The sequence below is a fragment of the bacterium genome (assembly GCA_020440705.1).
Taxonomy (GTDB): Bacteria; Krumholzibacteriota; Krumholzibacteriia; order LZORAL124-64-63; family LZORAL124-64-63; genus JAGRNP01.
Genome location: JAGRNP010000115.1, coordinates 1 through 12,343 on the forward strand (window position 1 = coordinate 1; position 12,343 = coordinate 12,343).

Here is a 12,343-nt window from a genome sequence, read left to right on the forward strand (position 1 = left end):
CTGCGCACCGGCCGCCCCGCCGTCGACCCCGCGGCCCTCGCCGCGCGCGTGCGCCACGCCCTGCCGGCGGCAAGCGCGGAGGCGCCCTGAGATGAGTGTCTTCGCCGGTCTCTTCACCGGATCCGGTGGGCCCCTCGAGCGGCCCCGCCGCGCGACCCTCTTCCCCCCGGCCCAGGTCGTGGTCGTGGCGCTGGCGGCGGCGCTGCTGCGCGTCGCGTTCTGGCAGCTCGCCCGGTCTTCGGCCTTCCTGCACACGCCCGTGGTCGACGGCTCGTTCTTCGACATCTGGGCCCGGACCCTGGCCGAGGGGCGGGTCTTCCAGGAGCAGGCCTTCTTCAAGCCGCCGCTCTACGCCTGGGTGCTGGCCTTCCTCTATCGCCTCGGTTGCGACCTGGCCACGGTGCAGGTGCTGCAGCTGGGCGTGGGGGTGGTCACGAGCGTGCTGCTGCTGGGCGTCGCGCGGACGGTGCTGCCGCCGCGGCAGGCCTTCGCCGCGGCGCTCGCCACGGCGCTGCTGCCGATCCTGCCCTTCTTCGAGGTGCAGCTGCTGGCCGAGCCGTGGACGCTGGCCCTTTCGCTGGCGGGCCTGCTGCCGATCCTGCTGGTGATCGGCGGCCGCGCGGCCGCGGGCTGGCGCACCCTCGGGGCGGCGGGCCTGCTGCTGGGCGTCGCCGCCCTCGGCCGGCCGAACCTGCTGCTCACCCTCGCGGTGACGGTCGGCTGCCTCTGGTGGTGGGGGCGCGGCGGCCGGCTCGCCCCGCGGGCGCTGCTGCCGCTGGTGATCGGGTTCGTCGTGGCCATTTCGCCGGCCACGCTCCACAACCTGCGCCACGGCGAGTTCGTCCTGGTCAGCGCGAACCTGGGCGTGAACCTGTGGACGGGGCAGTCCGACACCGCCGACGGCGTCTCGGCCATTCCCGTGGGCGTGCAGTGGGACGACATGCAGCTGCGGTCGCGGCAGGCGGGGGCCGAGAAACCCGGCGCCTCGTCGCGCTACTACACCCGCGAGACCCTCGGCTGGATCGCGGCCCATCCCGGCCGCACGGCGGCGCTGCTGCTGAAGAAGGCGGTGCTCATCGGCAACGCCTATCCGGGGCGCAACAACATCAACCCGCTGTGGCTGGCGCGCGAGGACGGAGTCTTCCTGCTGGCGCGGTGGTGGCCGGGCACCTGGCTGCTGCTGCCGTTCGCCATCGTCGGACTGGTCTTCGCCGGGCGCGGAGAGGCGCCGTGGTGGCTGCTGAAATGGCTGGTGCTGACGCAGGCGGCGGCGATCCTGCCCTTCTTCGCGGCCGTCCGCTTCCGGCAGCCGTTGCTGCCCCTGCTCGCGCTCTTCGCCGTGGCCGGGGCCGTGCTGCTGGTGCGCCGTGCGGGAGCCGCACGCCTGGCGGCGCTGGCGGTGTTCGTCGCGGCGGCGGTGTACGTCAACGTCGACTGGTACGGCCTGGGCGACGCGCGCTGGCTGGCCCGCGACCACTTCAATCGGGCGCTGATCGAGCTGCGCGGCTACGCGGGCGCCCGTCCCGATCCGGCCGCGGCCGAGCGGCACTTCCGCGCGGCCCTCGAACTCGACCCCGACGACGTCGACTTCAACGAGCGGTATGGCGCCCTGCTCCTCGGCCAGGCGCAGCCCCTGGTCCAGGAGATCCGGCGGCGGGCCGAGGCGGGGAGCGCCTTCGACGAACTCGTGCCCCGGGCCGACGGCCTCCTGCGTGCGGCGGCCGACCGGCATCGGCGGGCGACGGCCGCGTATCCGCGCTCGTTCCGGTCGTGGGCGAATCTCGGCACGGCCCGCATGTGGAGCGGCGATCTGGTCGCGCTGCAGGCCCGTCAGGCCCTGGCGCGGAGCGACACCACGGCCGCCCGGGATCTGGCGGAGAGCGCCTTGGCGGCGTACGAGGACGCGAACCGCTCGCTGCAGACCAGTCTCGGGATCGACGGCACCCAGCGTGAGCTCGGTCGTCAGATGCAGATGGTGGCCGGGGCCGTGCTCGAACTGCCGCCCCTCGGCGAGCGGATCCCCGCCCTGCAGGAGCGGGTGCGGACCGGCCAGGGAGGCCGCCGGTGAGCCGCCTGCTCCGGGCCATCGCCTTGACCCTGCTGACGGCAGCCCTGTGCGGCGCGCCCGCCGGCGCCGCCCGCGCGACCGACCCCGAGGAGGGCGCGGTGCTCGATGCGGCCCGCGGCGAGAAGGTCGGACGCGTGCCGCGCGTGCCCTGGATCACGGGCGTCTCCTGGTCCGACATCGTGAGCCGCGCGGGCGACGAGGGCCGACCGCTCCTGGTCGACTTCACCGCCACCTGGTGCGGCCCCTGCAAGCTGCTCGACGTGATGGTCTTCACCGAGAAGGCCGTCATCGCCGAACTCGACAGCGTGGTCACCTTCCAGGTCGACATCGACAAGCCGGAGTACGCCGAGCTCAAGGCCCGCTTCGGGGTCGACGCCGTGCCCACCATCGCCTGGTGCACGCCCGACGGCGAACTCGTCGACAGCTTCAGCGGCTACGTGTCGTCGCGGCAGTTCCTGGAGATCGTGCGCGGATGGCGGCAGAACCGCTCCATCGATCGGGTGCTGAGCGACCGCCAGACGGCATCGCCCCAGGACGTCGAGGTGCTGCTCGACGTGGCGCGGCGCCAGGCCGAGCGCGGACGCGTGCGCGAAGCCGACGTGCTGTACCGGCGGGTGCTCAACCTGCGGCATTCCGCTCCGCCGGCCGAGGTTGCCCAGGGCCTGCTGGGGCTCGCGCGCCTGGCCCAGGCGGACGGCCGTCCCGACGAGGCCCGCCGTCTGGCCGCCCGCGTGGCCGACCTCGCTGCCGGAGGGGGTGCGCCGGCGATGGGTCAGTCCGATGCCGCCCGCACCGAGCGGCTCCTCGAGGCAGCGCTCTTCCAGGAGAGCATCGGCGACACCCTCGGCATGCTCGCCTCGTTCCGGACCCTGGCCGAGCGCGACGACCGCAATGTCGTCGCCCTGCACGGCTATGCCCGTGCCACGGTGCGCACGGGACGCGAACTGCCGGCCGGCACCAAGGCGGCCCTGCGCGCGACGGTGTACGGCGACGACGACCCGGATGTGGTCAGCACCCTGGCCGCCTGCTACTTCGCGCGGGGGATGGTCTCGCGGGCGATCCGGTGGCAGGAGAAGGCCGTGGCCGCCGCGCCCCACACCCAACGCTACCGCGACGAGCTGGACGTCTATCGGGCGGCCCGCGGCGAAGCGCCCGCCGGTCGTTCGCGCCGGGCGGTCCGCAGCGGCCACTGACCGGCCTCGGCAGCCTTCGGCCGGGGGTGCCGTCCGGTCCGACCGACCCTAAAGATCATGGTCCTGAAAAAGAGGCCGGCTCCGCGAAGCGGAGCCGGCCAAACGGCATGCCGGTGGGGGATTGGAGGGAGATACCGACAAGCCGCAAAGTCACTGATGGTGATGGAATCTTGAATTCTCCCTCCCGAATTCTTCATGATATAGTAGAAGATCCGCAGTCGTTCGGCAACCGGAAAAAGCCGTTTTCGGCCTCGATCGACGAAATTAATTTATTTTCCCGCTTTGTTTTTGCTTTTTGGTGTTGCAATGAGATCACGAAAACGAGATAAATCAAAATTGCAGAACGGCGACCTGGTCATGGACCCCGGTTTTTCCGTCCGCGTGATTTTCTGATTTGCCATCAGAACCGGACCGAAAAGACCCGGGATTTCGCTGGGAAATTCCCGGGCCTCTTCATTGAGTGTAATCTTTATCTAGCGGTACGTTTTTTCTGTCTGTCTTTTGTAAAGGTAGTAGGCCAGCGGAATGACCACCACCGTCAGCACCGTCGACAGCAGCGAACCCATCATCAGCGAGATCGCCAACCCCTGGAAGATGGGGTCGAAGACCATCACGAACGAACCGGTCACGACTGTGCCGGCCGTCAGGGCGATGGGCAGAAAACGCACGGCGCCCGCTTCGATCACGGCCTCCTTGAGTTCGAGCCCGTCCTTCAGCCGGGCCTCGATGAAATCGATCAGCAGCACGCTGTTGCGCACCATGATGCCCGCCAGGGCGATCACGCCGATCATCGAGGTCGCGGTGAAGAAGGCCCCGAACATCAGGTGGCCGGGAATGATGCCCACCAGCGTCAGCGGAATGGGGATCATCATCAGGATCGGCACCGTGAAGTTCTGGAACATGCCCACGATGAGCAGATAGATGATCACCAGCACGACGGCGAAGCTCACGCCCAGGTCGCGGAAGACCTCGTACGTGATGTGCCACTCGCCGTCCCACTTCATGACGTAGTTCTCCTCGGTGAGCGGCTGCACCGTCGACAGCTGCTCGATCTCCGTGCCGTCGGGCATGGTCAGCTCGGCGATCTTCTTCTTCATGTCGAGGATCGCGTACACCGGCGACTCGAGCTCGCCCGCCACGTCGGCCGTCACGTACACCACCGATTTCAGGTTGCGGCGGTGGTGGCTCTTGTGGCCCACCGACTCCTCGACCTTCACCACGTCCGACAGCGGAATGAGCGCCCCGGCCCGGCTGTAGATGTACAGGTCGCGCAGGCTCTCGGTGCTCGAGCGGTCGGCCACCGGCAGACGCACCGAGATGGGCACCGGTTCGCTGGCCGGATCGATGTGCACCAGGCCGGCGTCGTGGCCGTTGAGGGCCACGCCGAGGGTCATGCTCACCTGCTGGGTGCTGACGCCCCGCACGGCCGCCCGGTCGGTGTCGACCTTCATCTCGTAGCGTTTCTGGTCGCCCTCGACCCACCAGTCGACGTCGACGACGCCCGGCGTGCTCTCGAAGACCTGCTTGATCTGCTCCGCGGCGGCGATGCGCCCCTCGAACGTCGGGCCGTACACCTCGGCCACGAGGGTCGAGAGCACCGGCGGTCCGGGCGGCACTTCGACGACCTTCACCGCGGCGCCGAAGCGGTCGGCGATCGCCACGATGGGGCCGCGCACGCGCTTGGCCAGGGCGTGGCTCTGGTCCGCGCGCTGGTCCTTGTCGACCAGATTGACCTGGATGTCGGCCACGTTCGGCCCCTGGCGCATCATGTAGTGGCGCACCAGGCCGCTGAAGTTCACCGGCGCGGCCGTGCCCGCGTAGATCTGGTAGTCCGTCACCTCGGGCTGGGTGCCCAGGTAGTCGCCGATCTCCCGCGCGAGCTGGGTCGTCGTCTCGAGGGTCGTGCCCTCGGGCGTGTCGATGATGACCTGGAACTCGCTCTTGTTGTCGAAGGGCAGCATCTTCACCTGCACCGTGCGGGTCACGAAGAGCAGGGTCGAGGCGGCCGTCAGCAGGCCGACCACGATCAGCGCCATGACGCCCTTGCGCGGCGAATCGATCAGCGGCCGCACCAGCCGGTTGTAGGTGCGGTAGATGGCCGTGCTGCGCGTCATGTCGTCGTCGACGCCGTCGGCGCCCAGGGTGCCCTCGCCCGGCTGGTCCTCGCGGAAGTGCTGCTTCGGCTTGAGCAGTCGCACCGCGAGCCAGGGCGAGATCGTCAGGGCCACCAGCAGCGAGAAGACCATGGCCAGCGAGGCGCCGATGGGCATGGGGGCCATGTACGGGCCCATGAGTCCCCGCACGAAGGCCATGGGCATCATCGAGGCGATCACCGTCAGCGTGGCCAGGATGGTCGGGTTGCCGACCTCCTGGATGGCGCCGAGGGCGGTCTTCAGCGAGTTGTTGCCCTTCATCTGGAAGTGCCGGTGCATGTTCTCGACCACGATGATCGTGGCGTCGATGACGATACCGGTCACGAGGATCAGCGCGAAGAGCGTCACCCGGTTCAGGGTGTAGCCCAGGATGTAGTAGATGAACAGCGTCAGGCTGAACGTGGTCGGGATCGACAGGAAGATGATCGTCGCGCCGCGCCAGCCCATGGCGAAGAAGACCACGATCACGGCCAGGAAGATGGCCAGGCCGAGGTTCGAGATCAGGTTCTGGGCCTTGTCGCGGGCCGTCTCGCCGTAGTTGCGCGTGACGGTGATGTTCACCTCGCCGGGGATCAGCGTCCCCTCGAGGCGCTCCACCTTCTGCAGGATCGCGTCGGCCACGCGCGAGGCGTCGCTGCCGATGCGCTTGGCGATGGACAGGGTCACGGCCGCGTGCTCGCTGCCCACGCCGAATGCCGCGGTGTCGATGCCGTTCTCGGCGCCGGCGGGGCCGACGCCCAGGAAGGTGTAGCTGTCGATGTCCGCCGGACCGTCGGTGACCGTGGCCACGTCCATCAGGCGCACGGGCCGCTCCATGAACGAGCCGACCACGAGGTTGCCCACGTCGTCGGCCGAGCGCAGGAACGAGCCGGTCTCGACCAGGAACTGGTTGTTGCCCGCGGCGAAGCTGCCCGAGGGCAGGTTCGTGTTCTGCATCTGCAGCGCCGGCAGGATCGACAGGGTCGTGATGTTGAAGGCGGCCATGCGCTGGGGGTCGAGCTCGACGCTCACGGCGCGCTTGCGCCCGCCCATGATCTCGATGACCGACACGTCGCTGATCGAGGCGATCTCGTTGCGCAGCTCGCCGGCGAGCTGGCGCAGGTCGTAGCCCTCGTAGTCATCGCTCCACAGGGTCAGGGTCATCATGGGCACGTCGTCGATGCTGCGCACCTTGATCAGCGGCGGCGCCGTCATGCCCTGGGGCCAGAGGTCGGCGTTGCCGAAGACCTTGTTGTTCAGCCGCGTGATGGCCGCTTCCATGTCGGTGCCCACCAGGTAGCGGGCGGTGGTCATGGCGAAGCTGGGGAAGCTGGCCGAGTACACGTACTCGACGTCCTCGATCTCCCAGATCTTCTGCTCCATGGGCCGCGTGATGAGGTTCTCGACCTCCTCCGGCGTGGCGCCGGGCATCATCACCATCACGTCGATCATCGGCACGACGATCTGCGGCTCCTCCTCGCGCGGCGTCAGCGTCAGGGCGAAGAGCCCGAGCAGCAGCGTCGCGATGATGAGCAGCGGCGTGATCTTCGAGTTGATGAAGACCTGGGCCAGACCCGTCGCGCCCCCGTAGCGGGGCACCTCGGTGTTCTTGTCGCTCATGTCAGTTCACCACCCTGTCGCCCTCGGCGAGGGGCTGCTCGCTGGCCAGGACCACGCTCTCGGTGCCGTCCAGCCCGGCCAGGACCTCGAAGTCCTCGCCCTGGGGGCGGCCGAGGCGGATCCAGCGCAGGTGGGCCGTGCCGTCGGCGGCGACGACCCAGGCCCCGGTCAGCTGGCCGCGGCGGTGGATCGCCGCGGCGGGCACGAGCACCGCGTCACGCGTGCCGACCGGCACGGTCACGCGGGCGAACATGCCGCTCTTCAGGCGCGGGTCCTGCGTGAGCAGGGCGGCCTCGATGTCGTAGGTGCGGCTGCCCGGATTGGCCGTCTGCACGATCTCCGTCAGGGGGACGCTGTACTCGGCGCCGGCCAGCGAGGTGACCTTCACGTCGACCAGCGTGCCGACCGCCACCGCGGCGATGTCCTTCTCGCCCAGGTGGGCGACGACCTTCATGTCGCCCTCGGTCTCGACCCACAGCAGGGGCATGCCCGGGTTCGCCATGTTGCCGGCCTCGATGCTCTTGCGCGTCACCTTGCCGTCGACCGGCGAGCGGATCTCCAGGTAGCTCAGGTGGACCTGCAGCTCCTTCAGCCCGGCCTCGGCCATGCGCACGCCGGCGCGCGCGCGGTCGCGTCCGGTCAGCACGTCGTCGAGCTGCTGCTTCGAGACGGATTTGTCGGCGTACAGGGCCTCGAAGCGTTTGGCCATCTGCTCGGCGTTGGCCAGCACGGCCTTCGCCTCGGCGATGCCCGCCTCGGCCTGGGCCTTCTTGGCCTTCAGGTCGGTGTCGTCGATGCTGATGAGGAGGTCGCCCTTGGCCACGGCCTGGCCTTCCCGGACGTGCACCTCGCGCACCCAGCCCATCATGCGCGTCGACACCATCACCGTGGTGCCGGCCTCGAGGGCGCCGGTGGCCGTCACGACGTCGGGCACGGCGGCCAGGCGGGCCTGGCCGACGGTGGCGCGCACGTCCTTGGCGGCGGCCGCCGCGACCTCGGCCTTGCCGCCGCAGCCGGCTGCGGCGAGGAGCAGGGCCGACAGGGCCAGCAGCGCGACGCCCGACTTGATGTTCCTGTGGTTCGACATGGGAATCGGTCCTCCTGTTACTGCGCCGCGGCGGTCGTTTCGACCCGCGCCGCACCGGCGAATTCGAGGTTGGCCAGGCCGACGCGGTAGTCGTGCATCGCCTGGACGAGGTTGCCTTCGGCCATGGTGGCGGCCGCCTGGGTGTCGAGCAGGTTGACCATGCTGGCCAGCCCCTCGCGGTACTGGTTGGCGACGATGCGCAGGCCCTCGCGCGCGGCCTGCACCGCGTCCCGGGCCACGAGCACCTTCTCGTGGGCCGCCCGCGCGGCAAGCAGGGCCTCGGTGGCCTGCACCTTCGCCTGCCGCGTCTCGAAGTCGACCATGTGCTCGGCCGCGCGCTTCTGCGCCTTGGCCTTCCTGATCTCGCCGATGTTCTGCATGCCGCTGAAGACATCCCAGGTGGCGTACACGCCGAGGGACCAGCTCTTGGCGTCGCTGCCGAAGAGGTCCTCCTGGCTGTAGAGGTCACGCTGGATGCTCGCGTTGATGTGGGGCAGCAGCGAACCGGTGGCCACGCCGACCATGTTGCCGGCGGCGTTGGCCTCTTCGCGCCGGGCCAGGATGTCGTTGCGGTTCGCGGCGGCCGCGAGGTCGAAGCGGCCGTGCAGCGCCAGGGTCGTCGCCGGGTCCGCCCCGGTCTCGGCGACCACGGGCAGCGGCGTGTCGATGGCCGTCAGCAGCTTGATGTTCTCGCCCGCCACGGCCTTCATGTTCCGCACCTGGATGAGCTGCTGCTTCAGCCCGCTGAGGTACACCTTCGCCTGCAGCAGGTCGGCCTCGGTGGCCATCTCGTTGTCGACCATGGCCTGGGCCTGCCGGACGTGGCCCTCGGCCGACGTCACCGCCGCGGCCATGACCTCCTCGTACGCCGCCGCCAGGGCCAGACCCTCCCAGGCCTGGATGGCGTTGTAGCGCACGGTCTCCCCGGCGCGGGCATGCTTGAATTCCGCCGCCCGGCTCATGGCGTTGGCCGCCTGCTTGCCGTTGAGGCCCATGCCGCCGTTGAAGATCGGCATCATGGCCTGGAAGCGGGTGATGAAGTTGTTGGTCTCGCCCGGATCGTTCAGCAGCACCGGGTTGAAATCGGCCGGCGTCACGCTGCGGTTCTGCAGCTTGAAGCCGAAGCTCGACAGCGCGTCGTCCGAGCGCAGGAAGAACTCGCTGATGCGCACCTGGGGCAGGAAGGCGCGCCACGCGCCCTGGGCGTCGGCCGCGGCCGCGTCGGTCATGGCGCCCGACGCCTGCAGCATCTCGTTCTGCTGCAGCGCCAGGTCGATGACCCGCGCCCGCGTGACGTACAGGGTGTCCTGCCGGACCTCGCCCAGGCGGGCCCAGGCCGCATCGACGGGCGCCGGCACGGTCGGCGCCGGCGGCGCGTCCGCGGCGGCGTCCTGGGCCACGACGACCGGAGCGGTCGTGCCCACGGCCAACGCGGCGAGAACGCCGAAGAGGATGGTTCTGCGGTTCATGTTCGACCTTTCCCCGCTCAGCGGGCCGCGCCGGCGGTTTCCGGAACGCCCAGTTTCTTCAGGATGGTGGCCATCAGGCACCAGTTCGTGAATCCGCTCTGGAAGAGGTTCAGCCCGACGAAGGCCGTGAAGTACAGCCACTTCGGACTGACGAAGTGGGCCAGGGCGAGGCTCGCCAGGACGAACGCGCCGGCGACGATGTGGAGCACGCGATTGACGGTCATCGATTTCCCTCCCGGGGCCGGACCGCGGTCCGGACGGCCATCGCAACATTCCATTTCTGGTTAGTTGCGAATCTTTTAAGATTATGTACTCGGCATATGATAACGCGCCGTGCGCAAAAGTCAAGGCGAGGTGCGGTGATTATTGGATATGAGATATCAGGAGGAGGCGGATCTCAAGCAAATTCTTTGCAATCAACATCCTAGCGTGCCCGTAGGGGTTGGCCGCAGGCTGCCGATCGAGTCGGGCCGGGTGAGGTTCCCCCCAACGTCACCACGTCGCCACCCTGGGAACCCCACCAGGCCGGATCCCGGCCGCGGCCGGGAGCAGGCACGCCGGACCCCGACTCTGCTCATTCCCAACCCTAGTGCCTGCCGCCCGCTCTGTCAGTAAAAAAATGCAAAACATCGAAACTTTGCATATATCACACGGAGACCATGGGATTTCGCTGTTCCGGGGGACCTGTGTATATTGTCGCCCATCACCCGCTGACCGCGCCAACCCCGGAGTCGCCATGTCCGAGAAGTCCAAGCGCCTGCTGATCGTCAACCCCCGCGGTTTCTGCGCCGGCGTCGAGCGCGCCATCGAGGTGGTCGATCGCCTGCTCGAGCGGCACGGGGCGCCCCTGTACGTGCGCAAGGAGATCGTGCACAACAAGGCCGTGGTCGAGGACTTCCGGGCGCGCGGCGTCGTCTTTGTCGACGAACTGGACGAGGTGCCCGACGGGAACACGGTGGTGTTCAGCGCCCACGGCGTGGCGCCGGCCATCCGGGACGAGGCGGCGCGCCGCGGCCTGCGGGCCATCGACGCCACCTGCCCCCTGGTCACCAAGGTGCACCAGGAGGTCGTACGCAACGTGGACCGGGGCCATCCCATGGTGCTCATCGGCCACGCGGGCCACGACGAGGTGCTCGGCACCATGGGCGAGGCGCCCGGTCGCATCACCCTCGTGACCAGCGTCGCCGACGTGGCTCGCCTGCCGTTCCCGGACGACGCGGCCGTGGCCTGCTCGACCCAGACCACCCTCAGCGTCGACGAGACCCGCGAGATCGTCGCCGCGCTGCGCGAGCGGTACCCGAACCTGGTGGAGCCGCCGAAGAGCGACATCTGCTATGCGACCCAGAACCGGCAGGACGCGGTCAAGGCCCTGGTGGCCGAGGGCATCGGCCATCTGCTCGTGGTCGGCTCCGAGACCAGCAGCAACAGCCGCCGCCTCTGCGAGGTGGCCGAGAACCAGGGCGTGCCGTCGTCGCTGATCGACGGGCCGGACGACATCGACCTCGCGGCGCTGGATCCGGCCGGCGACGTGGGGCTGACGGCGGGCGCCTCGGCGCCGGAGCACCTGGTCCAGGCCGTGGCCGCCCGGCTCGCCGACGCCGGCTGGACGACCACCGAACTGGTCACGCTCGAGGAGAACGTCCGTTTCAGCTTGCCCCAGGAGTTGCACTGATCCACCTTTTACCTCAAATTGGACCGGCATACTCTTTATCTATCAAGCTTTGCATCAAATAAACTTTGACATCCCTCCATTGTGACATTACCATGTCAAAGACCCCCGATTTCCGTGTCTTTCGCGCAATTGAAGAGTGTCATCATGGAAAAGAAGCTCTATGAAATGCAGGCCGAGCTCTGCAAGACGCTGTCGAATCCCAAGCGACTCGAGATCCTGGACATCCTGAAGGAACGGGAAGAGATCTCGGTGAACCATCTGGCCGAGATGCTGGAGATCCCGAAGGCCAACACCTCCCAGCACCTGGCGGTGCTGCGCCAGGCGGGCGTCGTGGCGACGCGCAAGGACGGCATCAACGTCTACTACAGCCTGAAGTCGGCCAAGATCTCCGAGGCCTGCTCGCTCACGCGGCAGATCCTGCTCGAGCGCCTCGAAGACCACGTCAGCCTGTCGGATCTGATCAAGCAGAACGGCAACTAGGCCCGGGCCGCGGCCTTCAGGCGCCGCACCAGAGCTGCGGCCGCATCGGTCGTCAGGTCGCCCGCCGCCAGGGCCGGCGCCACCGCCGCCAGGCATCCCGCCAACAGATCGGCCTCGTCCCGTCGCGGACGGTCGTCCACGTGACCGGCGCGCTCCAGGGCTTCCTGGAGCGCGTCTTTCTTGTCCTGACGCAGGCGCTTCACGTCGCCGGCCTGCAGCCGGGCGAGGAAGGCGTCGGCGTCGCCCGCCACCTCGGCGACGAGTGCCGTCGCCGCGTCCAGCATGAGATCCGACAGGATCCCGAACCCCGCCAGGTCGCCGGCCTCCAGCGGGCGGCCGCGACCGATCCGCCAACCGTCCCGGAAGCTGCGCCACACCGCGATGCGGGCCTCGGTGCCGCGCCGCGTCGCCGCGTCGACCACGCCCGCCCGTTCCAGGGCGGCGCCGTTGCGCTGCCACTGGCCGACGGTGCGCACGCCGCCCCGCGCGAGGGCGTCGACCACGGCGAGGTCGTCGCGCCAGAGGTGGAACACGTCGAGGTCGGCGACGCTGCGCCACGGCCGCACCGGGGTCACGCCCAGGCGTTCGGCGTATGTCGCCGCGTCCAGGCCGGTCGGCGACG

General features: G+C 69.0%; 9 protein-coding genes. 4 read left to right on the forward strand and 5 right to left on the reverse strand.

All coding sequences use genetic code 11. From position 1 onward, the window contains the following. The first annotated feature begins 91 nt into the window (after positions 1-91). Together KDM41_14470 and KDM41_14475 are read left to right on the forward strand one after the other, a co-directional pair. Positions 92-2,068 carry a glycosyltransferase family 39 protein gene (locus KDM41_14470; protein ID MCB1184631.1) on the forward strand — a complete coding sequence of 659 codons (1,977 nt, stop codon included), beginning with the start codon at positions 92-94 and terminating at the stop codon, positions 2,066-2,068. Further along, positions 2,065-3,261: a thioredoxin fold domain-containing protein gene (locus KDM41_14475; protein MCB1184632.1), complete on the forward strand. Its 1,197-nt coding sequence runs from the start codon at positions 2,065-2,067 to the stop codon at positions 3,259-3,261. The genes KDM41_14470 and KDM41_14475 overlap by 4 nt, the downstream gene beginning before the upstream one ends. Positions 3,262-3,734: 473 nt before the next feature. Here the strand turns inward: KDM41_14475 and KDM41_14480 are convergent, their stop codons facing one another. The 4 genes from KDM41_14480 to KDM41_14495 are packed head-to-tail and all read right to left on the reverse strand — an operon-like array spanning position 3,735 to position 9,793. Continuing rightward, the gene (locus KDM41_14480) at positions 3,735-7,013 is read right to left on the reverse strand and encodes an efflux RND transporter permease subunit (GenBank protein MCB1184633.1); all 3,279 of its coding nucleotides are present in this window, start codon (positions 7,011-7,013) and stop codon (positions 3,735-3,737) included. Position 7,014: 1 nt separating this feature from the next. Then, positions 7,015-8,100: an efflux RND transporter periplasmic adaptor subunit gene (locus KDM41_14485; protein MCB1184634.1), complete on the reverse strand. Its 1,086-nt coding sequence runs from the start codon at positions 8,098-8,100 to the stop codon at positions 7,015-7,017. A gap of 17 nt (positions 8,101-8,117) precedes the next feature. Then, complete coding sequence (locus KDM41_14490) at positions 8,118-9,569, reverse strand: TolC family protein (protein MCB1184635.1); 1,452 nt, start codon at positions 9,567-9,569, stop codon at positions 8,118-8,120. 17 nt (positions 9,570-9,586) lie between these two features. Then, positions 9,587-9,793, reverse strand: a complete 207-nt coding sequence (locus KDM41_14495) for a DUF2892 domain-containing protein (GenBank protein MCB1184636.1) — start codon at positions 9,791-9,793, stop codon at positions 9,587-9,589. A gap of 512 nt (positions 9,794-10,305) precedes the next feature. Between KDM41_14495 and ispH the strand changes: the two genes are divergently transcribed. Next, on the forward strand, positions 10,306-11,241 hold the full coding sequence (ispH, locus tag KDM41_14500) for a 4-hydroxy-3-methylbut-2-enyl diphosphate reductase (protein MCB1184637.1): 936 nt from the start codon (positions 10,306-10,308) through the stop codon (positions 11,239-11,241). A gap of 144 nt (positions 11,242-11,385) precedes the next feature. Then, positions 11,386-11,721, forward strand: a complete 336-nt coding sequence (locus KDM41_14505) for a winged helix-turn-helix transcriptional regulator (protein ID MCB1184638.1) — start codon at positions 11,386-11,388, stop codon at positions 11,719-11,721. Here the strand turns inward: KDM41_14505 and KDM41_14510 are convergent. Continuing rightward, on the reverse strand, positions 11,718-12,343 hold a 626-nt coding region (locus tag KDM41_14510; GenBank protein MCB1184639.1), incomplete at its 5' end, for a hypothetical protein. The two genes, KDM41_14505 and KDM41_14510, sit on opposite strands and share 4 nt — an antisense overlap.

What these genes read in the sequence shown, in the direction of transcription:
- KDM41_14495 (MCB1184636.1), bottom strand. Translation starts at nt 9,793, where the DNA reads ATGACCGTCAATCGCGTGCTCCACATCGTCGCCGGCGCGTTCGTCCTG.
- KDM41_14480 (MCB1184633.1), bottom strand. Translation starts at nt 7,013, where the DNA reads ATGAGCGACAAGAACACCGAGGTGCCCCGCTACGGGGGCGCGACGGGT.
- KDM41_14490 (MCB1184635.1), bottom strand. Translation starts at nt 9,569, where the DNA reads ATGAACCGCAGAACCATCCTCTTCGGCGTTCTCGCCGCGTTGGCCGTG.
- KDM41_14485 (MCB1184634.1), bottom strand. Translation starts at nt 8,100, where the DNA reads ATGTCGAACCACAGGAACATCAAGTCGGGCGTCGCGCTGCTGGCCCTG.
- ispH (MCB1184637.1), top strand. Translation starts at nt 10,306, where the DNA reads ATGTCCGAGAAGTCCAAGCGCCTGCTGATCGTCAACCCCCGCGGTTTC.
- KDM41_14505 (MCB1184638.1), top strand. Translation starts at nt 11,386, where the DNA reads ATGGAAAAGAAGCTCTATGAAATGCAGGCCGAGCTCTGCAAGACGCTG.
- KDM41_14470 (MCB1184631.1), top strand. Translation starts at nt 92, where the DNA reads ATGAGTGTCTTCGCCGGTCTCTTCACCGGATCCGGTGGGCCCCTCGAG.